At 57.8% G+C, this 26,524-nt stretch carries 27 protein-coding genes; 12 read left to right on the plus strand and 15 right to left on the minus strand.

Annotated features, from left to right (window positions below):
• Positions 1-1,488, plus strand: a 1,488-nt coding sequence (locus VFE46_19315; GenBank protein HZZ30156.1) for a glutamate-ammonia-ligase adenylyltransferase, incomplete at its 5' end; no start/stop codon positions are given.
• A 118-nt stretch (positions 1,489-1,606) separates the two neighbouring features.
• Here VFE46_19315 and VFE46_19320 read toward each other — a convergent pair.
• From VFE46_19320 to murJ, 3 genes are all read right to left on the minus strand, one after another.
• Positions 1,607-1,921: a P-II family nitrogen regulator gene (locus tag VFE46_19320; protein ID HZZ30157.1), complete on the minus strand. Its 315-nt coding sequence runs from the start codon at positions 1,919-1,921 to the stop codon at positions 1,607-1,609.
• A 96-nt stretch (positions 1,922-2,017) separates the two neighbouring features.
• Complete coding sequence (locus tag VFE46_19325; GenBank protein HZZ30158.1) at positions 2,018-2,407, minus strand: ferredoxin; 390 nt, start codon at positions 2,405-2,407, stop codon at positions 2,018-2,020.
• A gap of 148 nt (positions 2,408-2,555) precedes the next feature.
• Positions 2,556-4,193 (minus strand): murein biosynthesis integral membrane protein MurJ, encoded by a 1,638-nt coding sequence (gene murJ, locus VFE46_19330; protein HZZ30159.1) that lies wholly within the window; start codon positions 4,191-4,193, stop codon positions 2,556-2,558.
• A 182-nt stretch (positions 4,194-4,375) separates the two neighbouring features.
• Between murJ and VFE46_19335 the strand changes: the two genes are divergently transcribed.
• The 3 genes from VFE46_19335 to VFE46_19345 all read left to right on the plus strand — a co-directional run bounded on the left by VFE46_19335 (position 4,376) and on the right by VFE46_19345 (position 6,069).
• Positions 4,376-4,642 carry a hypothetical protein gene (locus VFE46_19335; GenBank protein ID HZZ30160.1) on the plus strand — a complete coding sequence of 89 codons (267 nt, stop codon included), beginning with the start codon at positions 4,376-4,378 and terminating at the stop codon, positions 4,640-4,642.
• Positions 4,643-4,727: 85 nt separating this feature from the next.
• The gene (thyX, locus tag VFE46_19340) at positions 4,728-5,636 is read left to right on the plus strand and encodes an FAD-dependent thymidylate synthase (protein ID HZZ30161.1); all 909 of its coding nucleotides are present in this window, start codon (positions 4,728-4,730) and stop codon (positions 5,634-5,636) included.
• Positions 5,637-5,685: 49 nt separating this feature from the next.
• Positions 5,686-6,069 (plus strand): DUF4440 domain-containing protein, encoded by a 384-nt coding sequence (locus VFE46_19345; GenBank protein ID HZZ30162.1) that lies wholly within the window; start codon positions 5,686-5,688, stop codon positions 6,067-6,069.
• 28 nt (positions 6,070-6,097) lie between these two features.
• Here VFE46_19345 and csrA read toward each other — a convergent pair whose 3' ends face one another.
• Complete coding sequence (gene csrA, locus VFE46_19350) at positions 6,098-6,322, minus strand: carbon storage regulator CsrA (GenBank protein HZZ30163.1); 225 nt, start codon at positions 6,320-6,322, stop codon at positions 6,098-6,100.
• Positions 6,323-6,488: 166 nt separating this feature from the next.
• Between csrA and VFE46_19355 the strand changes: the two genes are divergently transcribed.
• Positions 6,489-8,216 carry a vWA domain-containing protein gene (locus tag VFE46_19355; GenBank protein ID HZZ30164.1) on the plus strand — a complete coding sequence of 576 codons (1,728 nt, stop codon included), beginning with the start codon at positions 6,489-6,491 and terminating at the stop codon, positions 8,214-8,216.
• Between the two features lie 107 nt (positions 8,217-8,323).
• Here VFE46_19355 and VFE46_19360 read toward each other — a convergent pair whose 3' ends face one another.
• Entirely contained in the window at positions 8,324-9,154 is an 831-nt protein-coding gene (locus tag VFE46_19360; protein ID HZZ30165.1) for a YceH family protein, read from the minus strand.
• 200 nt (positions 9,155-9,354) lie between these two features.
• Between VFE46_19360 and VFE46_19365 the strand changes: the two genes are divergently transcribed.
• On the plus strand, positions 9,355-10,197 hold the full coding sequence (locus VFE46_19365; GenBank protein ID HZZ30166.1) for a ThuA domain-containing protein: 843 nt from the start codon (positions 9,355-9,357) through the stop codon (positions 10,195-10,197).
• Between the two features lie 225 nt (positions 10,198-10,422).
• Entirely contained in the window at positions 10,423-11,790 is a 1,368-nt protein-coding gene (locus tag VFE46_19370; GenBank protein ID HZZ30167.1) for a hypothetical protein, read from the plus strand.
• Positions 11,791-11,809: 19 nt separating this feature from the next.
• On the opposite strand, the gene VFE46_19375 is transcribed toward VFE46_19370, so the two are convergent.
• From VFE46_19375 to VFE46_19390, 4 genes are all read right to left on the minus strand, one after another.
• Positions 11,810-12,016 (minus strand): hemin uptake protein HemP, encoded by a 207-nt coding sequence (locus VFE46_19375; protein ID HZZ30168.1) that lies wholly within the window; start codon positions 12,014-12,016, stop codon positions 11,810-11,812.
• A gap of 192 nt (positions 12,017-12,208) precedes the next feature.
• Entirely contained in the window at positions 12,209-12,637 is a 429-nt protein-coding gene (locus VFE46_19380; GenBank protein HZZ30169.1) for a hypothetical protein, read from the minus strand.
• A gap of 57 nt (positions 12,638-12,694) precedes the next feature.
• The gene (gene cutA, locus VFE46_19385) at positions 12,695-13,015 is read right to left on the minus strand and encodes a divalent-cation tolerance protein CutA (GenBank protein ID HZZ30170.1); all 321 of its coding nucleotides are present in this window, start codon (positions 13,013-13,015) and stop codon (positions 12,695-12,697) included.
• A 16-nt stretch (positions 13,016-13,031) separates the two neighbouring features.
• A complete protein-coding gene (locus VFE46_19390; protein ID HZZ30171.1) occupies positions 13,032-13,721 on the minus strand; it encodes a zinc metallopeptidase in 690 nt (229 codons plus the stop codon).
• A gap of 469 nt (positions 13,722-14,190) precedes the next feature.
• Here VFE46_19390 and VFE46_19395 point away from each other — a divergent pair, with 469 nt between their 5' ends.
• On the plus strand, positions 14,191-15,426 hold the full coding sequence (locus tag VFE46_19395) for an ADP-ribosylation factor-directed GTPase activating protein isoform b (protein HZZ30172.1): 1,236 nt from the start codon (positions 14,191-14,193) through the stop codon (positions 15,424-15,426).
• Between the two features lie 28 nt (positions 15,427-15,454).
• Here VFE46_19395 and VFE46_19400 read toward each other — a convergent pair whose 3' ends face one another.
• Together VFE46_19400 and VFE46_19405 are read right to left on the minus strand one after the other, a co-directional pair.
• Positions 15,455-15,979: a hypothetical protein gene (locus tag VFE46_19400; GenBank protein ID HZZ30173.1), complete on the minus strand. Its 525-nt coding sequence runs from the start codon at positions 15,977-15,979 to the stop codon at positions 15,455-15,457.
• Positions 15,980-16,099: 120 nt separating this feature from the next.
• On the minus strand, positions 16,100-17,002 hold the full coding sequence (locus VFE46_19405; protein HZZ30174.1) for a hypothetical protein: 903 nt from the start codon (positions 17,000-17,002) through the stop codon (positions 16,100-16,102).
• A gap of 131 nt (positions 17,003-17,133) precedes the next feature.
• Here VFE46_19405 and VFE46_19410 point away from each other — a divergent pair, with 131 nt between their 5' ends.
• Both VFE46_19410 and VFE46_19415 read left to right on the plus strand, forming a co-directional pair.
• Positions 17,134-18,228, plus strand: coding sequence for a PA0069 family radical SAM protein (locus VFE46_19410; GenBank protein HZZ30175.1), 1,095 nt, complete (start codon positions 17,134-17,136; stop codon positions 18,226-18,228).
• Positions 18,229-18,384: 156 nt separating this feature from the next.
• The gene (locus tag VFE46_19415) at positions 18,385-19,716 is read left to right on the plus strand and encodes a replication-associated recombination protein A (protein HZZ30176.1); all 1,332 of its coding nucleotides are present in this window, start codon (positions 18,385-18,387) and stop codon (positions 19,714-19,716) included.
• A 75-nt stretch (positions 19,717-19,791) separates the two neighbouring features.
• On the opposite strand, the gene glyA is transcribed toward VFE46_19415, so the two are convergent.
• Positions 19,792-21,045 carry a serine hydroxymethyltransferase gene (glyA, locus tag VFE46_19420; GenBank protein ID HZZ30177.1) on the minus strand — a complete coding sequence of 418 codons (1,254 nt, stop codon included), beginning with the start codon at positions 21,043-21,045 and terminating at the stop codon, positions 19,792-19,794.
• Positions 21,046-21,161: 116 nt separating this feature from the next.
• Entirely contained in the window at positions 21,162-22,511 is a 1,350-nt protein-coding gene (locus VFE46_19425; GenBank protein HZZ30178.1) for a hypothetical protein, read from the minus strand.
• 120 nt (positions 22,512-22,631) lie between these two features.
• Here VFE46_19425 and VFE46_19430 point away from each other — a divergent pair, with 120 nt between their 5' ends.
• Positions 22,632-23,024 carry a DUF488 family protein gene (locus VFE46_19430; GenBank protein ID HZZ30179.1) on the plus strand — a complete coding sequence of 131 codons (393 nt, stop codon included), beginning with the start codon at positions 22,632-22,634 and terminating at the stop codon, positions 23,022-23,024.
• Positions 23,025-23,073: 49 nt separating this feature from the next.
• Here VFE46_19430 and VFE46_19435 read toward each other — a convergent pair whose 3' ends face one another.
• Positions 23,074-24,426 (minus strand): DEAD/DEAH box helicase, encoded by a 1,353-nt coding sequence (locus VFE46_19435; GenBank protein HZZ30180.1) that lies wholly within the window; start codon positions 24,424-24,426, stop codon positions 23,074-23,076.
• Between the two features lie 755 nt (positions 24,427-25,181).
• Entirely contained in the window at positions 25,182-25,322 is a 141-nt protein-coding gene (locus tag VFE46_19440) for a hypothetical protein (protein HZZ30181.1), read from the minus strand.
• On the opposite strand from VFE46_19440, the gene VFE46_19445 reads away from it, so the two are divergent.
• Positions 25,321-26,523: a pyridoxal phosphate-dependent aminotransferase gene (locus tag VFE46_19445; GenBank protein ID HZZ30182.1), complete on the plus strand. Its 1,203-nt coding sequence runs from the start codon at positions 25,321-25,323 to the stop codon at positions 26,521-26,523. The two genes, VFE46_19440 and VFE46_19445, sit on opposite strands and share 2 nt — an antisense overlap.
• Position 26,524: the final 1 nt, after the last annotated feature.

Consider the following 26,524-nt stretch of genomic DNA (forward strand, 5'->3'; position numbering starts at 1 on the left):
CAGAATTTGATGACGCTATCGCAGGAGCGGATTCGGTTTTTATCGACGCGGCGATGCCGGCACTTTCTGGCTTCGATTGCTCCGCGGCTGCTGCCGGCGATTGCCGCCACGCCTGATCCGGATCAAACGCTGGTCAACCTCAGCAAGGTGAGCGATTCGCTGGGCGGAAAAGGGGTGTTGTGGGAGCTGTTCAGCTTCAATCCGCCGTCGCTGCACATGTACGTGGAGCTGTGTGCTTCGAGCCCGTACCTATCGAGCATTCTGATCAGCAATCCCGGCATGATTGACGAGCTGATGGACAGCTTGGTGCTGGATAAGCTGCCGTCGCGCGAAACGCTGGAAGCCAATCTCAAGGAGCTGGCGCACGGAGCGGAAGATTTGGACCTGATTTTGCACAGCTTCAAAAACGCTCAGGTGTTGCGGGTAGGCGTGCGCGATATTTTGGGGAAGGAAGATATTGTGGCCACGTGCAGCGCGCTAGCAGACATTGCCGAAGTGTGCCTGCGGCAGATCACGCGCACCGAATATGGCAAGCTGTCGGCCAAGCTGGGCGAGCCGATGATTGCCGAAGGAGACCGCACCGGGGAGCCATCGGAATTTATTGTGCTGGCGATGGGCAAATTCGGGGGCTGCGAAATTAACTATCACAGCGATTTGGACATGGTGTTTTTGTACCAGGCCGACGGCGGCACGTTCCATGCCCGGCGCAGCCGACGCAGCGGCGAGACAACGACTAATCAACATTTTTTCAGCGAGCTGGGGCAACGCGTCATTAAAGCCGGCAGCCAGCTGGGCCCGCATGGGCGGCTGTACGAAATTGATCCGCGGCTGCGGCCGACAGGAAAAAGCGGGGCCTTGGCGACCTCGCTGGCCGAATTTCGCCGCTACTTCGAGGATGGAAGCGGCCAACTGTGGGAACGGCAGGCGCTGTGCAAGGCCCGGGTGGTGTACGGCTCGAACATTGCCGCGGCCGAGGCTCTGCAGGCGGTGCTCGATTGCGCATACCGCCGTGCGTGGCAGCCGGAATACGCCGACGAAATTCGCCACATGCGGCAGCGGATGGAACACACGGCCAAGCCCACGAACTTAAAGCGTGGGCCGGGTGGCTTGGTCGACGTGGAATTTCTGGCGCAAATGCTGCAACTCAAGCATGGGGGCGAGCATCCGGAAGTGCGCGAGCCGGCCACGCTGCGGGCGCTGGAAAAACTCGAAAAAATTGGGGCCATTACCCGCGATGATTTTGAATTCTTCAGCACCAGTTATCGCGTGCTGTTGGCGATGGTTAGCCGGCTGCGGCTGATGAACACCACGGCCCGGCACGATTTGCCCGATGATCCGGAGGAGCAAGTAAAGCTTGCCCGGCTGCTGGAATACCCTGACCGCGAAAAAATGTTGCTCGATTGCCAGCGGCTAACGCGGGAAAACCGGGCCCGGTTCGACAAAATTTTCGCCCGCGAAGGAGCCGGCACCGGCGGCGGGGGAATTTGAAAATTCGTCTTCGCCTAATTTAAAAACGATTGGGTGGCCGGGGTCGAGGCCGCCGAGCCCCCGGAATCGAAGCTGCTGGGGGCTCACTTCGTTCGACCCCAGCCACCCAAAACTCAGTTCAAAACTCAATCGTTTTCGCTGGCGTGGCCGGCAGCACAAAAATTTTTCCGTCGCCCATGCGGCCGGTTCGGGCCACTTCCACAATTTTGCGCAAAATTTCCTCGGACCGGGCGTCGTCGACCCACAGCGTGAGCTCGACTTTAGAAAGAAAGGCCAGCGAGTATTCGCTGTCGCCGTATTGATCGAGATAGCTTTTTTGCCGGCCGTACCCCTTCACTTCGCGGACGCTGACGGCCTCCAACGGGGCACGCTTCAGGCTTTCCAGCACTTTCTCCGCGAGGAACGGCTTGATGATGGCGACAATTTGTTTCACGGAAGGCAGCGATTAGCGGTTAGCAATTAGCAAGCTCGCAAAACGTTTGATTGTTCCGGCTAATCGCTAACTGCAAATTGCGAATTGCTTTATTTCTCAACTAAAAAAGTTTTCGCCGAACAGGTCCAGCTGCGGATTCGTGACCACAGTCATGTCGCCGTGCACCTTCACGCAACAGGCCAAACGCATGGTATCTTCGTGCCCAATGTACGATAGGCATGGCAACGGATCGGGCAACGGCGCTTTGAATTTGATTTTTTCCACGATGGTCATCGGATTGGCGTTTTGCATGCCCTGGGTGATTAGCACGCGGCAGGTGCCGCAAAAGCCGAAACCGTGGCAGTTGAAAATTTTATTGAGCGATTGGCCAACGCCGTTGAAGCCGTAGTACAAATTCACGCCGGCTTTTTTGGCCTCGGTGCGAAGATTGGCCCCGTCGGCGACTTGAATTTCTTTTTTCTCATTAACGAAGTTGATGGTGGGCATGGAAGCGGCGGCTGGTAATTCGGTGTTCGTGAGAGGATGGAAACCCTTAATTTAGTGTGCGTGTGGCGAAAAATCCAGGGTGATTGGCGCCGGTGGAGTCGTGGCCATTAGAGATAGCCCGACGGTGTCAGTCGGGTGATTGCGCCATTTATTTTCGTCCAAAAAAATCGGCCCATTCCGAGCGGCCCACGAGGGCCAGCACGCCGCCATAAACCGCCACCGCAGCAACCACCGGCGCGACGGCCCGTAAACATGCGTTCCAATCGCCATCGCTCAAGGGCAAGGCGTGCAACAACAGCGCGCCGGCGGCCCCCATGGCGGCAGAAGCGGCACAGGCTCGCAGCGCCGTGAAAGTTAATTTTCGCCATGCCAACGGCACGTGATGTTTGGAAAACAACAGGGCCAATGCGACTGCTTGCAGCGCGGCCGAAATGGCCGTGGCCGCGGCCAACCCTTCTTCCGCTAGCGGCCAAATCAGAGTGAAATCTAGCGCCAGGTTTAGTACCACCGCCGCCAGCGCCACGCGGAGCGGCGTGATTCGATCGCCCACGGCGTAAAAGCTGCGCACCAGCACGGGCAGTGCGCAGTACGCCCACACGCCGGCGCCGTACACGGCAATCATGCCGGCGGCGCGAACGGCATCGTCGGCGGTGAAGCGGCCGTGCTGAAACAGCAATCGCGCAATCGGTTCGGCCAACACCACCAGGCCGACAGCGCTGGGAACGGCGGCCAACAGCACCATCCGCAGCCCCAGCGTTAAATCTTCGGCCAAGGCGGCGCGATCTCCGCGCGCGGCATGCTGGCTGAGCAGCGGGAACGCAACCGTGGCGGCGGCAATGCCAATCAATCCCAGCGGGAACTGATACAGCCGCTCCCCAAAATAGATTGCCGCCGCGGCACCTTGCTGCATCGGATAACGAACGTTGCCCAACCACGAAATGGTGTACGGGCCATCCTTGGGCGCCGCCAATATCCAGGCGACCAGGCTATCGGAAAGCGTGTTCAATTGCGTAACCGTCAAGGCCAGCGTTGTGGGAATCATGCCCAGACGAATGTGGCGCAAGTGATCGGCAACGCGGGCCTGAGTGCGGACTTGTTCCTTTTGCGGAAGGTCGCGCTTGCGAATTTTGAACCCTGCTTGTCGTAGCGCCGGCCATTGCACCAGCCATTGCACCACGCCCCCCAGCAAAATGCACCCGGCCAACACGTATCCCTGCGTTACCGGATTGCTGGAAGCATGCGGCGCAATCCACCATGCACCCAAAATCCAACAAACATTCAGCGCTGCGGGGGCGAAGGCCGGCGCGGCAAAGCGACCCAGCCCTTGCAGCGTGGCCGAGATAATGGCCGTGAGGCAAACCAGAATCAAGTAGGGCAACAGCACGGCGCTCAATCCGGCCAGCAACAGCGCTTGCGGATCATCTTTTGCCAGCCACGCCCACACGCCGATGCCCACCTCGACCAGCAGCGTCACTAGCGCCAACAAAATGGCCAGCCCCTTCAGGGTGGCGCGAAACAATTGCCAGCCTTGTTCGTGATGTTCCTGCCGCGCTTGGGTAAAAATCGGCAGGTAGCTGGCCGTGAGCGCGCCTTCGCCAAACAGGGCGCGAAATAAATTGGGAATGCGAAAAGCAATGACCAGCGCATCGAGCACGCCGCCGGCCGCCAATCCAAACAGCGCCGCCGTGGCGGTATCGCGCACCAAACCCAAGATCCGGCTGGCAAGCGTGCCCAAGCTGGTGACGACGGTGCCGGAAACCAAAGGATGACGTTCGCCGGTAGACATTGCAGCACGATGGTAAATCACACTTGGCCCCTGTTGGAAGGCGAAATTGCGGCTTGGGCGCCGGCCTGTCGGCGTGGTCCATGAACCCACTTGTGAAACCCGGCACGAGCGTTTACGTTGGTCGGCGGTTCAGGAGCGCGGAGTCCATCGACGGGGTAACTCAGGGAAGGGATGCAACCTCTATGGCCGGAAATTTTTCAAAATACCAGCAGAAAGTCATCAAAAATTACTACAACAACCAGGAAGCCATTCTGCTGCAACGGTTGGGAGAACAAGTTACCGATCTGTATTTGGCCGAGGGAAAAGCACGCGCCAAGCGTTGGAAAGACATCGCCAAAGTGTTAGAAAAACTGAAAGTGCCTCCCAGCCGGATCGAAAATTTGCAGAATAAAAACAATCCCTCGCTGCTGGCCAAGTTATTGGAGGAGTTGCTGGCCAAACAGAAGTGAGATTTGCTAAACCGCAAGAGGATGTCAACGTTATCCATTCGCGTCTCTTGCCCTCAACCCTCGACCCTCGCCCCTGTTGTTCTTCATGCCCACGAACGCCTCCCTTGCCGACGAGCTGCGCTGGAAAAAAATTCCCGTGTTGGACGACGGCTTTGTCTGCCTGGTTGACGTGATGGGAGACGATCAGGCAATCGTGCAAGCAGCGCGGGTAAGCTATGGCGAAGGAACCCGCAAAGTTTCTGACGATCGGGGCCTCATTCGGTATCTGATGCGGCACCGGCACACCACGCCGTTTGAAATGGCGGAAATCAAATTTTTGGTGCGCGTGCCCATGGATTGTTGGCGGCAATGGATTCGCCATCGCACGGCCAACGTCAACGAGTACAGCACGCGCTATTCGCTGGCCATCGATGCCGCCCAGGCCACGCCCCCCACGCAATGGCGCATTCAGGCCACGGGCAATCGCCAAGGCAGCGGCGGAGCCGTCACCGCCGAAGTAGGAGCCAAGCTTTCGGCTACCGAGGCGGAATTCCAAATCCACGCGCGCCGGATGTATGAAGAACGCATTAATTCCGGCGTGGCCCGGGAACAGGCCCGCAAAGATTTGCCCCTCTCCACGTATACCGAGGCGTACTGGAAAATCGACCTACATAATCTGCTGCATTTTTTGGCGCTGCGGATGGATTCGCACGCCCAGGAAGAAATTCGGGCTTATGCCACGGCGCTGGGGGAAAAAATTGTGCAGCCGTTGTTCCCGCTGGTGTGGGAAGCGTTTGTCGATTACCGCCTGGAAGCCATGTATCTGACGCGGCTGGATCGGGAGTTGATCGGCCGGCTGATGAATCGCTTGGCGGCCGCCGGCCGGGCCCGTGGAACCGCCGAAGATTTACTGGCGGTGCAGGACCCTACCTGGGTTGAATTGAACCGCAGTCGCGAACGGGACGAATGCCGCGAAAAACTAATTTTGCTGGGGCTGTTGGAAGCCGGCGACTAACGCGCATGCCGGCGCTGCCCCTGTTCCTGGTCATTTTTGGGTGAATGCCATGGCCTTACAAGAAGAAATTCTCGCGCTCAATAAAAAACTGCTCGACGCCATTACGGCCGGCGATTGGAAGGCGTACGAAGAGCTGTGTCATCCGCAGCTCACGTGCTTCGAGCCGGAAGCCAACGGCCAGTTAGTGCAGGGCCTGGGATTTCATAAGTTTTATTTCGACTTGCCTAATGGGGGCGGCACGCGCAATACCACCTTAATTTCGCCTCACGTGATTTTTTGCGGTGAAGATGTGGCGGTTGTCGCCTATGTGCGGCTGACGCAAAAGCTTGGTTCGGATGGAAATCCCGTCACCACGGCCATGCAGGAAACGCGCATTTGGCAGCGCGAAGCGGGGCGCTGGCGGCACGTCCATTTTCACCGCTCGGCCTGCTAAAGCTCGCGCCTCACCGAGGGGCGGCTGATTAGCAGCTTGCCGAGCAGGCGAGCTCGGCGGCTTGCCAATTGCTCATCGACGGCTGCTCTCCGCGCTGCTGAATGCGCTGGTAAATTTCTTCCCGGTGGATGGACATGTGCGCCGGGGCCGAAACGCCAATTTGCACCCGGCCACGGCCAATGTCGACCACGTTCACCACAATATCGTGCCCAATGATGATCGACTGTCCCTGCTTTCGCGATAGCACCAGCATGGCAGACTCCTTTCGAAAGTATCTGTGGAAGTGATGTGCCGCTGTGCGTCGGCTGAATGCTAGCGATTGCGCATGAGTGGACGATTGCCTTTGGATTAGGATTTTGCGATTTCGGCTGCTTTTCCGCGCCGGCAGGCGAGTGTAATATGGCGGATAGGAGTGGAAAATGTGTGGGAAAGCTGTTGGCAACATCCGCGGATTAGGGCCTTTGTGCCTGCTGGGGGCCGCCGCGCTGTTTGTGGCCGCGCTAATTTCCACGGGCTGCGAAATTAAAATTGAACCGCCGGCTGAAAAGCCGCCGCCGGTAATTAAACTCCCTCCGGCGCAGGCGGCCTTAGTTGGTTTGGGCGCCAGGGTAGAAAAGCAGCAGGCTGAAGCGGCCGCCGCCAAAGCGACAAGGAGCAATTTTCATTCGGCAGATACACACGCCGCCGACAGGCCGCCCCAAGCCGAAACAACACCCAGGCCGCATCGGGAAGATATTCTACTAGCGGCCAACGACCAGCCAGCGCAAAACAAAGGAAACCGGCCAGGGGGCGTCAGCGGCGGAAAGTTCGACGTGCCGCAGGCGGTCGAGCAAATTGCGCTGGAAATTAACGACGCTTTGGAGCTGCGCAAAACGCTGGTCGTGTTGCTAGTGGAGCAAACCTCCAAAGCCAGTTCGCTGGTCGGCTCGGTTGCCGATCGGTTTACTCAATTGGCGCACGAGCTGGAAAAAACGCATGCCGGCCAATTTCAAATGGCGGTCGCCGGTTACAGCGACGGGGTGAATTGGATCTTGCCCGAGCCGGCCGGCGATGCCAACGCGATTGAGACCGCGCTCTTGGCCGCCAAAGACACCAAGGGGGATAAAGCGCACGTTTTTGCCGCCGTAAATCAAGCCTGCGGCAAGTTCTTGCCGCAACGCATGCACGGTTGGGAAGTGATTTTTGTAGTCGCCGGCAGCTCGCCCGGGGACGATTTGAATTTGGCCGATCAAGCGATTAAAGCGCTCCGCAAAGCCGCCGTGCCGGTGTACGGCATTGGTCCGGCGGCGCCATTTGGTTCGCCGCGGTTTAAGGTGAACGCCTCGCGGCGTGCCGGGGGAACAGGCGACATGGCGGAACGGCAATACGAATCGCTGTTTCCGGAGCGAATTCAATTATCGCTCTCCGGAAATCAAAACACGGTCGATTTGAACGATTCTGGTTATGGTCCGTTCGGCCTCGCGCGATTGTGCTGGCAGACGCAAGGAAAATTCTTCCGGCAGCATGCTCCCAAATCGGCCGGCTGGATATACGACGCCAATGCCGGCGACATCAAGCCGGAGCTGCTGCTTCAATACGCGCCGGATTACGTGGACGAGGCACAATATCAGCAGTTACTGCAAGAAAACAAATGCCGGTTGGCGCTGCATAACGCCGCCATGTTGCCGCCGGCCGAAGGCTTGGGCCAGGTCACCACGGAGTTCCGCAAGGAAAAAGATGAAGCGGCCTTGGCCAAGAACATCACCAACGCGCAAAAAGCGGCCGCCATTGACGATCAGCCGCTGCAACGCCTGTACGATGCCCTCGTGGCCGGCGAAGGAGATCGCCCCAAGCTGACTGGCGCGCGGTGGCAGGCAGGTTACGATTTAGCCATGGGCCAAGTGTTGGCGGCTAAAGCACGGCTGGACGGATACAATGCCATTTTGGCGATCATCAAGCAGGGCAAAGCGTTTGCCAACGCCGACAGCGCGAAATGGGTGCTGGAGCCAGCCAACGAAAATGCCGCCGGCAGCGTGCTGGATAAAATGACCAAAAAATCGCGCGCCTATTTGCAGCGCGTGGTCGCCGAACACCCTGGCACACCCTGGGCCGCCGTGGCCGAGCGTGAATTAAAATATCCAGCCGGCTGGAAGCTGGAAGAAAAGTGATTGGAGTAGAATGACCAACTGCTTGGCAAAATGACCAATGTCCAAATCCCAATGACCAAATTGCTTAAATCATCATTGGTGCTTGGTCATTGGCCTTCCGCTGCGGCCTAACCGCCCAGCGATGATCTCAAATCCGCAATTTCGCGTTCTTGCTGCCGGACGGTTTCCATGAGCGCTTCCAGTTCGTGGCGCAATTCCGCCAATTCGCTTCGCAGCGATTGCCATTCGTCCGATGCGCTGCCGGCGGGTGCGCTGCCGGCGGGTGCGCTGCTGGCAGGCGCACTCCTGGCAGGCGCACTCCTGGCAGCCGATCCGGTCGAAGAAGCCGGAGTTGGCGGCGCCGAGTGTGCTTCCGGCTCGTAACTGCCGCTGGGCAATTTTTCTTTCAGCCGCTGTAGTTCATCGGGTTCGTACAAATTGTGGCTGATGATTTGGCCGCGGCCGGGGGGCGTGAGATCGATCACTAATCGCTTGGCACGCAGCGATTGGAGAATTTCGCGCAGGGCATTCAAATCGGCAATTGGCTCCATCCGGGCGGCGCGGCTCCGCAATTCCCCTTCGGTTTGGGCGCCGCGCAGGAGCAACTCCGTCATGACGGCCAGCTCCATTTTGCTCACGCCCAGCCATTCGTAAAGCAGATGGCGATACTTGGGCACGCGGCCGCTGCCTTGCACTTCGATGGCGGCTCCAACCCCTTTCAGCCGGTCGAGCGAATCGCTGATGTCTGCTTCTTCCAACTGCATTTGCGGATCGCGGTTGCTCTTTTGATTGCAGCCGTTGATCAGCCCATTCATGGTCATGGGATATTGATCGGGCGTGGTTTTCGCTTTTTCGACCAGCACGCCGACCACACGGCGATCGATGCGTCCCAACGGCTTCCAGCGCGGCGGCGAGGGGGCCGTCGATTCGGTGGCCGGGGCGGCAGTGTGTTCGTTCATGGGCGAATTCGTGTGAATGACAACGCAATTTGTTAGATTGCAGTGGAGTTGTACCACGAATTGCCGCACTTGCCTACTCGGCGCTTGGCTGTGCTAATCGGCAACATTGATTTATCAAAATGCTTGACTCAGGCTGTTTTGTATGCGGAAATAGCACTGCCGCACGGCGTTAATTTCCCCACTGCTTACAAAAGGTATTTATGAAATCCGCAACGACGAAGTTGGTGGCACTCTGGGCAGCCTGGAGTTTCGCAGCGACATGTGCACTGGCGCAAGGAACGCTGACGGCGAACGGCGTTGCAGCCCCGCCCAAGCTTAAAGCGCTGCTGTTTTCCGGCGGCGGATATCACGATTACAAAAAACTCACGCCGATCATTACCGACGGCATCAAAAAATACGCCCATGTCGATTTCGACGTGAAGTGGATCGACACAGGCGATGATCTTAAACTGCTGGGCGACCCGAAGCTGGGCGACGGGTACGACGCCATCGTTTACGATATTTGCTACGCCGGCTCGGAAAATAACACGAAGCTGCCGGTAGGCGCCGACACGGATATCATCAACAACGCCCTGCGCGTCACCAAGGAAGGCAAGCCTACGCTGATGCTGCATTGCTCCATGCACACCTTCATGGCCGACGACGATTGGACCGATTGCTGCGGCCAGCGGACGCGCGTGCACGACAAATACGAACCGTTCACAGTAGAAAAAGTGAGCCACGATCATCCGGCCGTAAAACACTTTCCCGACACCTGGAAAACCGACGGGGACGAGTTGTATCGGACCATCAATTTTCCGGAATCTTCGACGGCGCTGTTGCAAGCGCGCAGTCCGCTGCCGGACCAAAACGGCAAAGTAAGCGTCGTCTGCTGGGCGCATACTTATGGCAAGGGGCCGGTCTTCGGCACGACGCTGGGACACGATACCAAGACCGTCGCCCAAGATGCCTACCTGCGACTCTTGGCCGACGGCTTATTGTGGGCTTGTGGAAAGCTGGATGCGGAGGGAAATCCGCTGGCCGGGTACGGCTCGGCGAACTAAGTTTGCCGCGACCAACCCTAACCCGTTGCTGCTCCTGGCACTTAGAGCGGCAATGTTATCCTTGACACCCTGATTTACCCCATTTATCATCGAGTTATGGGCCGATTGCTGCGCGCAAGTCCTTTTCTTATCGGACGATAAATGAGTTTTTCGTCCGCCGTCGTTCCGATGGAACAGCAGCGTTCGATCCACATCCATTAGAAGTATCCAAGAGAGTCTTTTCCAATGCCGATTGTCCCGATTCTTTGCGGCGTGCTGTTGATCGGCGGCATTGTAGCGCTGGTGCTGAGCGCCGCCACGTGGCGGTGGTATCACATCACGCTGGGCGCGTTCATCATGCTGCTGTCGCTGGTGTGGTTTTACCTGGCGGCGCGGACGCTGCAAATTCAAACGGTGTGGCGCAATGAAATCGCCAAATACGAAACGGCGCTCACCCAGGAAGCAAAAAGCCACGACCAGCTCATTCAAGGCGGGCCTGGCGCCGGTGAGAAAGAACATCTTAGCTTTGCGCAAACGCAAACCAACTTGGAAAAAATGCTGCAAGGCCGGGGCCGCATTTGGGGCGGCGGAAACGAGAGCAAAGAGACCAACGATGCCCATTGGGCCGTTGTAGCCCGCAAGGCCATTGCTCCCGATGGAAAAATTACTGCGGTGGTCAATAGCCCCACTCCGTCCGGCATCGAAAAAAATATGGTGCTGTACGTGTTTGACGATTTGCCCGCCGATTCAGCCGGCCAATTCCTCGGGCAGTTTGAAGTGACGGCGGTCAACGCTCAGGAAATTCAGCTTACCCCGGCGCTAAAGCTGCGCCCATCAGAATTGCAGCGCCTCGCATTGCGGCGTACCGATCCGCTCATCTTATACGAGGTCATGCCGACTGACAGTCACGAAGCGTTTGCCGATTGGATCAAGAGCCACCCGCAAGATTGGTCGAAAATTGTCTCTCAACTCGGCCTGCCGGGCGAACAATACGCCAAAGACGGTCAGCCTCCTGACGCCAATACACCACCCGAATTAGTTTGGCGGCGCGTGAAGGCGCTGAAAGATTTTGACGTTACCGCCGGCAGCGGCGCCAACAAACAAACGCAGCATGTAACGGCCGACGCCGTGCTGGAGCTCGATCCGCAATCGGCCCAACAGCAAATTGCCGCGGGCAATGTGGCGCCGCTCCCTGAAAACAACGCGGTTTACGTGCGCCCGCTGCGCGATTACGTGCGGCTATATCGCGATTTGAACTTGGAAATTGAAGGCTTGCTGCGCACCACGGCGGAAGTCGACAGCGAAAACGCCGCCGTGCAAGATGCGCAGCAAAAAGCCAGCAAAGACATCGAATATCGCACGGCGGAAATCGCGGCGCTCCAGCGCGACCTGGTTCGCTTTCAGGCCGAAGCCGAGATGATCAAGAACCACGTCGCGGCGCTGGAAAAACAAGTGGCGCTGGTGAACGATCAAGTCAGCGCCGCCGAAAAGCAAAACCAGCAGTACGAAGTGCAATTGAACGCCTATCAGCATCAGGCGGCGGTGGAAATTAATCGCCGCATTCAGGCCGCTACGCAAGCCAGCAACAAAGATTTGCTCCCCTCTGGAAAGTAACGCGGGCTGGCGCAACGGCTCATTTCGTTAAATAAAGCTTGCCTGCGTGCGTCAGCCGCAAGCGATACATTTGCTGACCGTGCTCGATCCAAGCTTCGCGGCGGCCTTGCAGCAATTCTGTCGAACTATACACCGGTGGACGAACTTCCGACGCCGGCATGCCGCTGGGCAGCGCTGCGGCATCCGTCGGCATAGATTTTTCGATCGTCATTTCTGTTAGCAACATGTCAGGCGCCTTCCATTCAAGGGATGCGTGTGCCTGTTGCAATCGCCGTGCCGGATATTTGCCACTGAATAAACTGCTGCAATACCGCGAATTCCGAATCAATGGCGCAGAAGAAAGCAGCTGCTTCTTGTTAAACGAAATTGTCGTGGCGAACGATTGTCCGCGCGCGGCGAACTTGTCGCCACGAAGGTGTTAATCACCGGCGGCATAACGGCGGAAATCTGCTTCGTTCAAAAAAACCGCCTCACGCAACAATTGAAACATGACCACGCACTGCGGCCAGCCAAACGCCGCCAGCAATTGATCGAGTTGCTGGCTCGGGCAAGTCCCCTTCAAATCGACAAACAACAGCCGACCGGCCCGATCGAACAAATTTCCATCCACCTGCCACGGCGCTTCATCTCGGGCCGAAACCCAAACGAACGAGCCATCGGGCTCAAAATGCAACCGCTCCAGCTTTTCCAGGGCAGCACCAGCCTCTTCAAAGCTGACGGGAAACGTCGCGGCCAGCGCTTCGGGGGTGGCGCTGAGGGTGCAAAACTTTCTGCCGTGCAAATTAATTTCCGGACCGGCGGTAATTTCCGCACGACGAGCATGCACAGTGGTATGAAAAGAAAGCATTTGCCAATTTTAGCAAATGCGGCGCGCCGGCTACACGCTGTGCGGGATTAATGAATGTCAGCCTGTTTCTTCACCCACCCAGCGCAAATAAGCTTCCGACCCGGCCAGGATGGGCACGGCCAGAATTTCCGGCACTTCGTAGGTGTGAAATTGGCGAATCACTTGGCTCACGGCGTCGAATTTGGCGCGGCGAGTTTTAATCCAGCACTGCCATTCCACGGCAGTTTCAATTTCCCCCTTCCAGCGATACACGCTTTTCACCGGACCAACCATTTGCACGCACGCCGCCAAGCGCTGCTCCAACAGTGCCTGGGCAATTTTCTTGGCGTTTTCCTGGCTGGCCGTCGTCGTGACAATTTGAACGAATTCTTCGGACATGCAAGCATCAACCGTTTTATCGCCGCGAGTTGCCACTGGCTCGAAGAACATAGTACAGCAGCGTCAGGATCGCTTGCAATGTGGCCGCAACGTATGTCAGCGCCGCGGCATTCAGCACGTGGTTGACGTACGTCATTTCTTGCTGCGGTACAATGGCCAGGGCCACTAATTCACGCTTGGCCCGAGCGCTGGCGTCAAATTCCACCGGCAAATTGACGATTTGAAAAAACACCACGGCGCTGAACAGAATAATGCCCGCCCACAAAAGCGCCGGCAAGCTGAAAATAATTCCCAGCAACAATAGCACCATGCTAATGTTGGAGCCAAAGCCCGCCGCCGGCACGACGGCATTGCGCACCAAAAGGGGCGCGTAGTGCTTGGCATCTTGCAAGGCGTGCCCCGATTCGTGGGCTGCAATGCCCACGGCCGCCAACGTGCGGCTTTGGTATACTTCCGCACTCAGCCGCAACACTTTATCGCGCGGATCATAATGATCGGTCATCTCGCCCGGCACCATTTCAATGCTCACGTTCTGCAAACCGGCCTGGTCCAAAATATGCCGGGCAGCCGCGGCGCCGCTGAGCGGAGCCGGCTGCTGCTGAGCCTGCGCATAGGCCGATTTCACGCGGAACTGTGCCCACAGGGCCAACAGCAACGCCGGGGCGATAAACAAGAAATACATCGGATCGAACATCATATGAAACATGGGCTAGTTTCCTTCCCAGAGTGAGCAGCCATGGCCCCACTTTGGCCTGCTGCAAGAATCGCCGCCAGAGCCACGCGGCCTGCATTGCGGATGTAAATGCCCTACAAGCTATTCGCTGGCCGCGGTCTTTTTATTGTTTACTACGCAACCGGCGCTCCGGTGGATCGCTGCCGCAGGGGCAATTCTATCCGCTTAACTAATTATGGCTATAGAAGTTACAGCATAAGACCGAACCTGGGAAACTCGGCTGCTGGCATGTTTTCCGGGAGGCGAGCGCAAAGTCATCTCAACATGCGGGTTGACCAGGGCGGGTTTCATCCGGCAAACTCAACATATTCAGCCCACACTATTGCAGTTCGCGCATTTTTTACGCGACTTCTGCTAGCATCCCTGCCGAAATGGTTTGAATGGAGCGCGGCTGCTGAAGATCCCGTTCCCATCCCATTTCATTACCAATCTCAGAATCACGATGTTATCTTCCTTTTTGAATCGCCGGTTAAGTTTTGCTGCACTTGTGCTGTTTGCCGCTGTGAGCGGTTGCTCGAAAGATACGGCTCCGCCGGCCCAAACCTTTAACGTCAATCTTTCCTCGCCCAATGAGCTGCGCGATCGCATCGACGCCCTGGTCGACTACACGCTGAACAATCGCACGCTGAACACTCGCGATCATAACGCCTGGCAAATTGTGCACGGCATTTTGCCGTATGGCCGCGATTTCAAAATCGAACGCATTTCGCCCGATGGCAAAAGCGAGCTAATCGGCGCGCTGGATTGGATTTTGCAAGGGGGCGCCCTGAACGGCTGGACGCTGCGGCCCGGCGAAAAAGGCATTATTGCCGTGGTCGATCCCGGCTCGATGTCGGCGCAAGGGCACCCCGATCAGTGGATCGGCTACCTTTCGCAGTGCGGCGTGAAGCTGGACGACAAAGTCTTGGTGCAGGGCCAGGAATACACGATTGGCGACATTGCCAAACAGGCCGAGTGGGATATTTACCCCGGCATGGAAGCTTGCTGGACGCTCATGTCGTTCAGCACATTCTTTCCGTACGATCACACCTGGGTGAATAGAGACGGCGAAAAGTGGACCATGGAACGGCTGGAGGGAATGGAAGCCGATGCACCCATCGTCGGCGAAAAGGCTTCCTGCGGCGGCACGCACCGCCTGTACGGCATGACCGTCGGCTTGAACGGCTACATGGAACAGGCCGGCAAAACGTCCGATCAACTGACCGGCGGCTGGCTGAAGGGTTACAAGGTAATTCAAGACAGCATCCGCAAAGCGCGTGAATATCAGCAGCCCGACGGCAACTTTTCGACCGGCTTTTTCGCCCGCCCGGGCAGCTCCCCCGACGTGAAAGTTACCCTGCACGCCACCGGCCACACGCTGGAATGGCTGGATGTGGCGCTCACCAAAGAGCAATTGCAGGAACCGTGGGTAACGGCGGCGGTGAACCGCTTGTGCCAACTGCTGGAAGATAACGCCAACCGCGAGCTGGATTGCGGCGCACTGTACCACGCCGCCCGCGGTTTGAAGCTGTACCGCGAAAAAGTGTTTGGCCCCCGCGGCAGTGAATCGCCCATCGTGGCCCGGGCTCCGGCCGATTCGCACGGCGATTCGATTAAGCCGGCCGCCACCACCGCTGCCAACCAGCCGGTGGACGATGCAGCCCCGGCCCCACCGCCGGGCCTGTCTTCCGAAAAGTAAATGCGAAATTTTGCTGCCGGATGAGAAGTTAGTGGCCCGAGCCCTGCGGCTGCGCGGAATCCGGCGGCGTTTCCTCTCCGCCAGATTGATCGGCACTTTTCGGCTGGGCCGATTTCGCTTTGTCGCTCGGCTTCGATTTTTCCTCAGTGCGCGGCGTTCGCGAAATTGGCACAATACTCATGGGGTAAAACTCTCGCTGTCCGACCAATCCGGCGAGCAGGCCGGCAATTTGCCCATTGAAGCCCAGCATCAAGAATTTTTTGTGATCGGCATCGTACAGCGATAGTTCGGCGCCGCTGGAGTTGGCGCCAATTTTTATCAGCGGATTATCTTCCGGCCCGGTTTCCAGCAAGCCGTCTCCTTCCTGGTCGGTTCCCAGCGTGATTTTCGCTTTGCCGTCGGGCCCCATAATTTGCAGCCCTTTGCAGCGGACCTGATCTAATTCGACCGAACGGTCCTGCTGGGCGTCTTGAATAATCAATTCATTTCGCAGCGACAGGCCCAGCGCCAAAAACAACAAAGGGTACACAATCCAGCGTTCGCGGTCAGACATAATGCGTCCAAAAAAAGAGAAACACTTGATAAAGCCACGACCGGTGGTCGCGCTGCTCGAAAACTCAGCGGTAACCGCACCGAGTGCATGACCGTACCCATCGGCACGGTCAACAGCAGTTTAGCGATTCCCCGGCGAATCGCCCAGCGAGCGCAACGCCTGTTCCACTTCGGCCTTCAAATCGCCTGTGGCAGATTTGGCCGCTTGCCGGTAGTAAATTCGGGCGACGGAATTTTTTCCGGCCGCTTGGGCTTCGTGCCCTTGTTTTAACAGCGAGCGCACTTCGCGCGCGGCGGATTCATCTTCGACCGCTTGTTGCTGTTGAATGGCTGCAATGCTGGCGGTGGACTGGCCCGCGGAACTACGTTGCGCTTGGGCCAATTTTGCGGTTGTCGGATCTGCCACAGTTAGGCCACTGCGGCCGGGCATCCAATCAATGTGGCTGGCACTTTCCTGGCCGCCAGAGTTTGCATTCAACGAAAAGCCGCCCCCCGGTTTGTATCCACCCAGTTCTTGCAGGCGAGCCAAACGCTCGTCCAGTACTGTTGGCGCGTGAATTGATCGCTGACCGAAATTACCATCGGGCAGCGCGCCATCATCGGCAAAGTTGCCGACGACCGGGATCACTCCGGTGACAAACGGCTGCTGCGTTAAATCGCCGATGAACCCGCTGCCGCCATTGGGCACGGTTAAGCTGCCGGCAGCGGACGACATGCCGCGCATCGAGCCCTGGGCGGCGCCGATGTTCATAAATCCGTTGATGCCGCCGCCGCCAAAGCCGAAGCCCAGGCTGGCCCCGCCGCCAGGATTCATCCCGCCCAACTGCGGCGCAAAACCGCCATTGTTGAAGAACCAATTCTTGCCGCTGGCGCCGAAGCCAACGCCCATGCTCTCAAAAAATCCGTCATTGAGATTATGCTGCCCCACGCCGACGTTGGTTTGCTGAGCGCCCGCCGGCACAGCATTCCACATTCCGCACAGCGTTAAGGCCGCGCTGACAGCGGCAATTTTGAGAGTGGACATGATGCATCCTTTTGCACGGACCAACTTATCTCCGCCCGCATTATACGGCATGGCGCCGAGGCGGCGTCAACGGTTGACATGGCTTTGATACATATGTACACTAATGGCGGCATTTTGCAGAGGTGTAATTGATGCAGCCACCCCAGAAACCGCTGACGCCTGCCATTGGCCGGGGCGCCCAAATCGAGCCGCCCAACCGGTTCGAAAAGGTACGCACCCAGGCCGATTGGGAACAACTGGAACATGACGAGCTGGCCGCGCAGGACCAGCGCCGCATTCCTACGCAATTTTTCCCCGACAAAACCTGCAGCCTGATTACCCATAACGACAGCCCCGATATTCCGTTCGTCCACAGCATCAACCCTTATCGCGGCTGCGAGCATGGCTGTGCTTATTGTTATGCCCGCCCCGGCCATGAATACCTGGGCATGAACGCCGGTCTCGATTTTGAAACCAAGGTGCTGTACAAGCCCGATGCCGCCCGCCTGCTCCGCGCCGAACTGTGCAAGCCTTCCTGGAAGGGCACAGAAGTGATCGCCATGTCGGGCGTGACCGATTGTTATCAACCGGCCGAGCGCCGCCTGAAAGTCACCCGTTCCTGCCTGGAGGTTCTAGTCGAAGCGCGCCAAGCGTTTGGCCTGATTACCAAAAATGCCCTGGTATTGCGCGATCTCGATCTGCTGGCTCCCCATGCCAAGCAAAACATGTGCGCTGTCAACATCAGCGTTACCACGCTGGACGCCGATTTGGCGCGGGACCTGGAGCCGCGCACCAGTCCGCCTGCCGCCAGGCTTCGCGCAATTAAGGAACTTTCCTCGGCCGGGGTGCCGGTTCGGGCATCCGTGGCTCCGGTCATTCCCGGCCTTACCGATGTAGAAATTCCCTCCATTTTGGAAGCCGTCGCCGCCGCAGGAGCTTGTGGCGCCGGTTGGCAAATGCTGCGGCTACCCTGGGCGGTGCGACCCATTTTTGAAGATTGGCTGGCACGCAATCGGCCGTTGCAGCGAGACCGCGTGATCGCGCGGATTAAAGATGTTCGCGGCGGCAAAATGAACGATTACCAATTCGGCCGCCGCATGCGCGGCCAAGGGGAATATGCGGACGGCATCGCGCACACTTTCCGCATTTTTCGACAAAAGTTTGGCCTGGATCGCGATATTCCGCCGCTGGACACCACGCAATTCCGCCGTCCCCGCTCGCCCGATGGCCAACTCACGTTGTTTTAGCGGACAGTGTTATAAAGCTGCGACCGTTGGTCACGCAGAATCGCCAACCTGCAACTTTCGGCACACAGCGCGACCAGCGGTCGCGGCTTTATATGTAACCTGTCGAAGCGTACAATTTCGATGTGATTTCCGTCCAGCATTTTCATTTTTTGCCCTATGTCTCTTTTTGCCGCCGCGGAAGCCGAAAATCGTCGCCAGGCACAGCCGCTGGCCGCGCGGATGCGGCCGAAATCGCTGGACGAGTTTGTCGGCCAGGAACATTTTCTGGGGGAAGGAAAATTGCTCCGGCGGTTGCTCCAGGCCGATCGGCTGGGCTCGGTCATTTTTTACGGCCCGCCGGGAACTGGCAAAACGACGCTGGCCCATCTGTTGGCCACGGCCAGCCACAGCAAGTTCCAATCGATGAGCGCCGTCACCAGCGGCGTGAAAGAATTGCGCGAAGTGTTGGATTCAGCCCGCGACCGATTAGCCACCAGCGGCCAGCGGACGCTGCTGTTCATCGACGAAATTCATCGCTTCAATCGGGCCCAGCAAGATGTGCTGTTGCCCGACGTGGAAGAAGGAGTGGTAATTTTGGTCGGCGCGACGACGCAGAATCCGTTTTTTGCACTTACCAGCGCCTTGGTCAGCCGCAGCCGCATTTTCGAGTTCAAGCCGCTGTCGATTGAGCACATCAAAACGATCTTGAAGCGGACGCTGGCCAATTCGCAGCGTGGCCTGGGAAATGAAAATGTGCAATTGGAAGAGGACGCGCTGCAATTTCTGGCCGAAGTCAGCGATGGCGACGCCCGCCGGGCGCTGGGCGCGCTGGAAGTGGGAGTGCTTTCCTCGCCGCAGCGGCCGCTCCGGTTTACGCAGGCGCTGGCCGCGGAATCGGTGCAGCGCAAAGCCGTTGAATACGATGCCAGTGGCGATGCTCATTACGATGCCGCCAGCGCGCTCATTAAAAGCATTCGCGGCAGCGATCCGGACGCGGCCATTTACTGGCTGGCCCGGATGCTGGAAGGGGGCGAAGAAGTGCGGTTTCTCACGCGGCGGTTAGTGATTTTGGCCAGCGAAGATGTGGGCAATGCCGATCCGCAGGCGCTCCCCCTGGCCGTGGCCGCCATGCAGGCCTGCGAATTTGTCGGGTTGCCGGAATGTCAATTAACGCTGGCGCAGGCTGTCACGTATTTGGCCTGTGCTCCCAAAAGCAACGCCGCCACACTGGCCATTGGCGAAGCGGTGCATGATGTGCGCGAAGGCCGGCTGTTGCCGGTGCCCGTGCAATTGCGCGACAAGCATTACTCTGGCGCCGACCGATTGGGGCACGGCCAAGGTTACGAGTATTCGCACAATGCGCCTGACGCCGTTGCCGCGCAAGATTATTTGGGCGTGGAGCGCGAGTATTATCGCCCCGTCGAGCGCGGATTTGAAAAAGAATTGCAGCAGCGACTGGAAAAAATTCGGGCCAAGCTGCGCGAAGCGAAGGCCAAAGATTCCGTATAAAGCCGCGACCGCTGGTCGCGCTCAGCGGTCGCGCAAACATTTGCTGGCCATTCAGCGCGACCCATGGTCGCGGCTTTATATTGCGCCTAACCGTGCGGCGGGCACGGGAAACTGTTGGCACAGCTCGCTCACTTCGCCGCGGATGTCGGCGAGCTTGGCCTCGTCGTTGGCCGCGCGCAAAGCCCGGAGTATCCAGGCGGCAATGGTTCGCATTTCGTCCGGACCCATGCCGCGGGTGGTAAGGGCCGGAGTGCCAATGCGCACGCCAGAGGGATCCATCGGCTTGCGCTGGTCGTAAGGAATCATATTTTTGTTCACGGTGATGCCCGCCTTGTCGAGCGCCGTTTCGGCCAACTTGCCGCCGATGCCCAGGCTGGTGACGTCGACTAACATCAAATGGTTGTCGGTGCCGCCGCTAACGAGTCGCAGGTTTTCTTTCATCAAGGCCTCGGCCAGTGCTTTGGCGTTATCAATAATTCGCTGGGCATAAACTTTGAATTCCGGCTTCAGCGCCTCGCCAAAACAAATGGCCTTGCCCGCAATCACGTGCATCAGCGGTCCGCCTTGCAGGCCAGGGAAAACGCTGCGATCGACATCTTTGGCGTATTGCGATTTGCACAGAACGAGACCGGCGCGCGGCCCGCGCAGTGTTTTGTGGGTCGTGCTGGTGACAAAATCGGCCACTGGCACAGGATTATCGTGCAATCCGGCCGCCACCAACCCGGCGTAATGGGCCATGTCGACGAACAGCTTTGCGCCCACTTCGCGGGCGATTTCAGCAAACTTTCCGTGCGGAATTTCCCGCGGATACGCGCTGGCGCCGGCGACAATTAGCTTGGGCTTATGTTCGCGTGCCAGTCGGGCCACTTGATCGAAATCCAGCCGGTTGGTGTCGCTCGTCACGCCATAAGGAACAAAGTGATACAGTATGCCGGAAATATTCAGCTTCATGCCATGAGTCAAATGGCCGCCGTGAGCCAGATCCAAGCCCAACACCGTGTCGCCCGGCTGGATGGCCGAAAGATACACGGCGAAATTTGCCTGGCTTCCCGAGTGCGGCTGAACATTGGCGTGCTCCGCGCCAAATAGTTGTTTGACGCGATTGCGGGCCAGCTCTTCCACCACATCGACATGCTCGCAGCCGCCGTAGTAGCGCTTGCCAGGATAACCCTCCGCATATTTGTTGGTGAGCACACTGCCCACCGCCTGCATGACCGCCGGACTCACGTAGTTTTCGCTGGCAATCATTTCCAGGCCGTCTTGTTGCCGCTGGGCTTCGGCATCGATGGCGGCCCAAACCTCGGGATCTTCCTGTTCGACAAAATTCATGTGCGGTTCAAGGAGTGGCATGGGAGTATGGAATGCGGTGCGGTTAATTTGTTCGATGCGGGATGGACGGTGTAAAATTCAATGACGAGTAATTGTCCGCCTGGCGGCGCCAATCGTCAATCCATGGTAATGTTCACTTCCACTTGGCCCGCGTTATCGGTTAGCTCGCCCGAGGAATCGTTGATGCGTAAAAACAACGTGCCGGTTTCGACTGGCGTGATGGTGGTTCCGTAACCGACAACCAGCGGTTTGGCAAACGAATTTTCCTGGTGGGTGGAATCTTTGGCATAGACGGCCGCCAGCAGCACGCCCATGGGCCGCCCATGAATGTAACGAATGGAAACGCCATTTGGTTCGCTGATCCACGGTTTGGGATCGTTGGCCACCTGGAACCGGCCGCTGGCGGCTAGTTTGTAGGTTTTCCCCGCTTCCAATCGCACCGCGGAATTTTGCCAGCCGCGGTCGGCCTGCACCGTAACATGACGCGGTTGCGAGCCCAGGGGTTCGCCCGGCATAAAGTTAAGTGCGGTGCGGGCAAAGTCGTAGCCGTAATCTAAATCGGCGATAAACACTTTCCATTCCTGTTCCAATTGTGGAAACTCGTCGCCATAGGCAGACACTAATTCCGCATTGAAGTTATTGCGTGTTTTCAGCCGAGCCTGCATTTGGCGGAATTTGTCGCGATATTTGGGATGGCCATCCAAAAATGCGGCCGCCGCCCACGACCAGGCGTACGGCTCCACGTGCAAGTGGGCGAGATTGTCGTACGCCATGACATCGCTTAAATGCTTGTTGAGGCCGGCGGCCACATCTTTCTGCACAAGCTCTATCCGACCCAGCCCGGACACGTCACCTATTTTTTTCGGGAAGTAAGGGAGCTCCAACTTTCCGTTCTGCCAGTGGTGCGTGCCCAGCAGTTCCGCCATTCCCTCCATGTACCACGGCGGCGCGTGACTCCCCAGCAACGAAAACATGATGCCATGCACTCCCTCATGCAACAACAAATGACTGCGATAGTAGGGAATGCTTTGGTTATACAGCCAACATTCATGACCTCGGGTGTAACCGTTGAGGAACTTGGGTAGGTCGGCAGGCATGAGGCCGGCCTCGGTAAAGCGCGCGGGATTGTCGATGACCGACGCTCGCATTTTCCAATCGGGGTAACGTGCTGGATCGAGGCCGAAATATTTGCACCACAAATCGAAAGCTTGATCGAACACTTGCGGCAATTCGTCCACGTCGGGCGTGCTGGCTAAATCGGTGTACAACACCAATCGCCGGCTTTCCAATTTCCGAATGCCGGCGGCGCGGACCTGGGCTTCATCGAGCTGGCCGAACAGCGGCGGTTGTGTTTGACGGCCGTTTGCGCTGCTAACATCTTGCGCGGAAGCAAGCCTTCCCGGATTGCCCAAGGCGCTCAGGCAAAAACCCACGGCGATGCTGGCGAACCAGATTCGGGAAATCATATAATAGTGTCTGAAATCGGCTTGCTTAGCCGCGCCGCTGTTTCGAACTCATATACTTATTGTAATTCCCGCCTGATGCGGCTCATGGCCCAGTTCTAACACGTTTAAGCAAAACGGAAAATGCCGCCTAAAACCGCCATGGCTGCGCACGTTGTCACCTACAAAATTGGCTCGCCGCGAAAAAAGAGCGAAGGCTTGCGCATTGGCACGGTGCGGTTGTTGCCGCGGGGCTTGCCTAAGCGTGAATACACCCGCCGCAACCTGTTCGACGTGTGGCTTCCGCTTGTGGCGCCCAGCCGAGAACTGCTGGCCGCCTACAAAGATGGTAAAAAAACGCCGCAGCAATTTTTTCGCGCCTACCGGGCCGAAATGCAGCGACCCGAGGCGAAGCACACCGTTGCGTTGCTGGCGGCCATCAGCCGTCACACGCCGATCGCCATTGGCTGCTATTGCGAAGATGAAAGCCGCTGCCATCGCTCGGTATTGATTCAACTGATTCGCGCGGCCGAGTGAAGACCACAATAATTCAGCGGCCGTCCCAGCTTACAACGGCTGCCCCAGCTTATAGCGCCCGGCGATAGCGCTTGCCGGCCGGGCGGGCCGGAGCAGCAGGAGTCGACGGCGCATCGGCAATTGTTTCGGCATTTTTTTCCGGAGCGCTGGCTGCATCCTCCGCAGCGTTGGCGCCGCCCCAGCCGCCGGGTTTCCATTCCACCGGGCCGCTATGGGAGGGAATGCCCGAAGTATCGGCTGGTTTGCCGACGGTCGAAATGCCGGGCATGTCGTCGCGCTTCAGCAAGCGGTTGATGCGCATTTCAATGCGTGTCAGCTCGCTTCCTTCCTCGGGCGTAACGAAGGAATAGGCCACGCCTTCGCGCCCCATGCGGCCGGTCCGGCCGACTCGATGCACGTAATCGTCGCAAAACTGGGGCAAATCGTAATTGATGATGTGCGAAATGCCGGAAACATCGATGCCGCGGCCGACGACGTCGGTGGCCACGAGGTAGCGCACTTCGCCGGCGCGAAAGGCTGCCATGACTCGGTCGCGCGCTCCCTGATGCAAATCGCCGTGAATGGTGGCGGCATCGGAAAGCTTTTTGGAAAGCCGTTGGTAAACTTTTTCGGTGCCCCGTTTGGTGCGGCAAAAGATAATTGCTTGCCGCGGCTGTTCGCGCTGGACCAGTTTTTCCAACAGTTCAAATTTGCGATTGGCGTCCACGGTGAAATAAAATTGCTCGATGGTTTCCACCGCCACGTCTTTGGGCGAGAAATTCAAAATTTCCGGATCGCGCATGTAACGCTTGCCCAGCCGTTCCACGGGCGGTGGCACCGTGGCCGAAAGCAACAGCGTTTGTCGCGATTGCGGACAGCGACGAAGAATTTTTTCAATATCGGGGCGAAAGCCGATATCCAACATGCGGTCGGCTTCGTCCAACACCACGATTTTCAAATCGCGCAGCTCCAACGTGCCGCGGGCCAAATGGTCCAGCACTCGGCCCGGCGTGCCGACGACCACTTCCACGCCACGGTGAAGTTTTTCGATTTGTGCGCGGATCGGCTTGCCGCCGTACACGGCCACAACGTGCGCTTTACGGCCGTGCGCCAGCTTGACGACTTCTTCGCGCACTTGCACTGCCAGCTCGCGCGTCGGCACCAGCACCAGCGCTTGTGGGCCGGAATGTTTTTTCCCCAGGTCGAGCTGTTCCAAAATCGGAATGGCAAACGCGGCGGTTTTGCCGGTGCCGGTGCGGGCCTGACCCAGCACGTCAACGCCGGCCAAAGCACGTGGAATTAACCCGGCCTGAATGGCCGTAGGTTGCGAATACTCTGCGGCGGCCAAAGCCGCCAGCATCGTGGAAGAAAGATTTAGCTGGTCAAATCGGATCGATGTATCCAGCACACTGGTTGCCGTCACGGTCACAAAAATTTGCTGCCAGAGGAGCTTGAAAGAAGGGCGTTTCTCGTCCCCTCCTACGAAAGAATTCCCTTTACATTACACGCAACTCTAACATGCCCAAGGGGTACGGTCAATGTTGCGTCTGGAGCCATTTAGGCGGGCAGGCCAGCGAAAAAAATAGGTCGGTCTGCGCCACGGGGGCCCAGACCGACCTTTCTCGTCAGATCATAAAGCGAAGGACAAACGCGCTAGGGCGTTGCCTATCGCCGGCTGCTCTTTCGCTTGTGCGAGCGCTTGCTGGCCTTTTTCTTGGGCGAGCGTTTCGATTTTTTAGCGCTGGCTTTCTTCTTGGCTGCCATTGTGTTGGCTCCTGGAGAAACGAGCACCACATGCAAACAAAGAAGCGGTTTAGCCTGGGGTGCTCCGGTTCAGGCCAGTTCCGCCAACTATACGATCCGTTCTTCTGACACAGTCAAATTCAATGGCCCTGTGAATTTCAAATAAAGGAGACGTTTCCATTCTCTGCGCCGGCCAGTCGATCCATTGTCTGAAGCTGGCCGAACTCATTCCCCTCGGATGGCGCTATTGAAACACGATTCGCGTAAATTCGTCAATACGAGTTTGGAAAAATCTCGTGCCAACATCAACGTCGCATCCACGGCGCAATGTTGCCACGTCGATTAAGATTCCAGTGCGCTGCGTCTGCCGCAAACGGTTCGCTGTGACCATTTGGCGATGTATCGACCGACGAAATGCCATCATTTCGCCGCTCCTCAGCGCAATACCCACTTGCTCACCGCTTGGAGACGAACCGCGGGGCGAATATGATTGTCGTGTCTTGCGGCGCGCACGTTGTTTTCAAAGAATTGTAATTTTTTCATCGTTCGCTCAAGCAGCTCGAGGATTTCGCCCATGGGGATGCAGATTTCAAAGATCGTTTCGGCCCTGGAGCCTTCGGCCACGTTAACGATGGCCGCCAAGGCCAAGGAACTCACCGCGGTTGGAAAAAAGGTGTACGACTTCAGCGTGGGCGAGCCCGATTTCAACACGCCGCAGCACATCTGCGCCGCAGCCGATGCCGCGATGGCGGCCGGCCACACGCATTACACCGTGGCCAGCGGAATTGCGGAGCTGAAAAAAGCGATCGTCAAATCATACAAAGAGCGCACCGGCGTGGATTACACTCCTGCCCAGGTCGTTGTTTCCAACGGCGCCAAGCATTCGCTGCACAATGTTTTTGCCGCTTTGTGCAACCCCGGGGATGAAGTCATTATTCCCGCCCCCTATTGGGTCAGCTATGCGGAGTTGGTGAAACTGACCGGCGCCAAGCCCGTGATTGTGGAAACGCCCGAGACGAACGATTTCAAACTGACGCCCTCCCAATTGCAGGCTGCAATCACGCCGCGCACGACGATGCTGTTGATTTGCTCGCCCAGCAATCCCACCGGCAGCGTTTACACGCCGGAAGAATTAGGCGCGCTAGCCGACATTGTATTGGCACGCGGCCTGTACGTGGTGAGCGACGAGATTTACGAGCATCTCATTTATGGCAATCATCGCTTTGTTAGCTTTCCCACCGTCCGCCCGGGCTTGGCGGAGCGCACCGTGGTGGTGAACGGCGTGAGTAAATCGTACGCCATGACCGGGTGGCGAATTGGCTGGACGCTGTCGCCGGCCAACGTCGCCAAAGCGATGGGCGATTTGCAAAGCCAACAAACTTCCAATCCGTGCAGCGTCAGCCAGTATGCGGCCGTGGCGGCACTGGAAGGACCGCAACAATGCGTGAGCGAAATGCTCGCAGAATTTTCCGCGCGGCGGAATTTTGTGCGTAGCCGGCTGGCACGAATTCCCGGCGTTAGCGTTCCCGAAATGGCCGGCGCGTTTTATGCTTTCGTGAACATCAAACAACATTTGGGCGGCACTTACGGCGGCGTAAAGTGCAGCAATTCGGCCCAGTGGTGCTTGGCGCTGTTGGAACAGCAAAACGTGGGGACGGTCATGGGCTCGGCGTTTGGGGCCGAAGGGTACATTCGCATTTCCTACGCAGCCAGCATGGCCGATCTGGAAAATGGCTTAGACCGCATGGCGGCATTTATTGCCGGAGCCAATCGGTAAG

It is taken from the genome of Pirellulales bacterium, assembly GCA_035656635.1.
Lineage (GTDB): Bacteria > Planctomycetota > Planctomycetia > Pirellulales > JADZDJ01 > DATJYL01.

Excerpts from the sequence above, each read along its gene's own strand:
- VFE46_19405 (HZZ30174.1), bottom strand. The coding sequence starts at position 17,002 with ATGTCCACTCTCAAAATTGCCGCTGTCAGCGCGGCCTTAACGCTGTGC.
- VFE46_19365 (HZZ30166.1), top strand. The coding sequence starts at position 9,355 with ATGAAATCCGCAACGACGAAGTTGGTGGCACTCTGGGCAGCCTGGAGT.
- csrA (HZZ30163.1), bottom strand. The coding sequence starts at position 6,322 with ATGCTGGTGCTATCGCGAAAGCAGGGACAGTCGATCATCATTGGGCAC.
- VFE46_19345 (HZZ30162.1), top strand. The coding sequence starts at position 5,686 with ATGGCCTTACAAGAAGAAATTCTCGCGCTCAATAAAAAACTGCTCGAC.
- VFE46_19390 (HZZ30171.1), bottom strand. The coding sequence starts at position 13,721 with ATGTTTCATATGATGTTCGATCCGATGTATTTCTTGTTTATCGCCCCG.
- VFE46_19425 (HZZ30178.1), bottom strand. The coding sequence starts at position 22,511 with ATGATTTCCCGAATCTGGTTCGCCAGCATCGCCGTGGGTTTTTGCCTG.
- VFE46_19395 (HZZ30172.1), top strand. The coding sequence starts at position 14,191 with ATGTTATCTTCCTTTTTGAATCGCCGGTTAAGTTTTGCTGCACTTGTG.
- VFE46_19440 (HZZ30181.1), bottom strand. The coding sequence starts at position 25,322 with ATGGGCGAAATCCTCGAGCTGCTTGAGCGAACGATGAAAAAATTACAA.
- VFE46_19355 (HZZ30164.1), top strand. The coding sequence starts at position 6,489 with ATGTGTGGGAAAGCTGTTGGCAACATCCGCGGATTAGGGCCTTTGTGC.
- VFE46_19325 (HZZ30158.1), bottom strand. The coding sequence starts at position 2,407 with ATGCCCACCATCAACTTCGTTAATGAGAAAAAAGAAATTCAAGTCGCC.
- VFE46_19430 (HZZ30179.1), top strand. The coding sequence starts at position 22,632 with ATGCCGCCTAAAACCGCCATGGCTGCGCACGTTGTCACCTACAAAATT.
- VFE46_19445 (HZZ30182.1), top strand. The coding sequence starts at position 25,321 with ATGGGGATGCAGATTTCAAAGATCGTTTCGGCCCTGGAGCCTTCGGCC.
- VFE46_19400 (HZZ30173.1), bottom strand. The coding sequence starts at position 15,979 with ATGTCTGACCGCGAACGCTGGATTGTGTACCCTTTGTTGTTTTTGGCG.
- VFE46_19360 (HZZ30165.1), bottom strand. The coding sequence starts at position 9,154 with ATGAACGAACACACTGCCGCCCCGGCCACCGAATCGACGGCCCCCTCG.
- VFE46_19415 (HZZ30176.1), top strand. The coding sequence starts at position 18,385 with ATGTCTCTTTTTGCCGCCGCGGAAGCCGAAAATCGTCGCCAGGCACAG.
- VFE46_19380 (HZZ30169.1), bottom strand. The coding sequence starts at position 12,637 with ATGCTTTCTTTTCATACCACTGTGCATGCTCGTCGTGCGGAAATTACC.
- cutA (HZZ30170.1), bottom strand. The coding sequence starts at position 13,015 with ATGTCCGAAGAATTCGTTCAAATTGTCACGACGACGGCCAGCCAGGAA.
- VFE46_19370 (HZZ30167.1), top strand. The coding sequence starts at position 10,423 with ATGCCGATTGTCCCGATTCTTTGCGGCGTGCTGTTGATCGGCGGCATT.
- murJ (HZZ30159.1), bottom strand. The coding sequence starts at position 4,193 with ATGTCTACCGGCGAACGTCATCCTTTGGTTTCCGGCACCGTCGTCACC.
- VFE46_19375 (HZZ30168.1), bottom strand. The coding sequence starts at position 12,016 with ATGTTGCTAACAGAAATGACGATCGAAAAATCTATGCCGACGGATGCC.
- glyA (HZZ30177.1), bottom strand. The coding sequence starts at position 21,045 with ATGAATTTTGTCGAACAGGAAGATCCCGAGGTTTGGGCCGCCATCGAT.
- thyX (HZZ30161.1), top strand. The coding sequence starts at position 4,728 with ATGCCCACGAACGCCTCCCTTGCCGACGAGCTGCGCTGGAAAAAAATT.
- VFE46_19335 (HZZ30160.1), top strand. The coding sequence starts at position 4,376 with ATGGCCGGAAATTTTTCAAAATACCAGCAGAAAGTCATCAAAAATTAC.
- VFE46_19410 (HZZ30175.1), top strand. The coding sequence starts at position 17,134 with ATGCAGCCACCCCAGAAACCGCTGACGCCTGCCATTGGCCGGGGCGCC.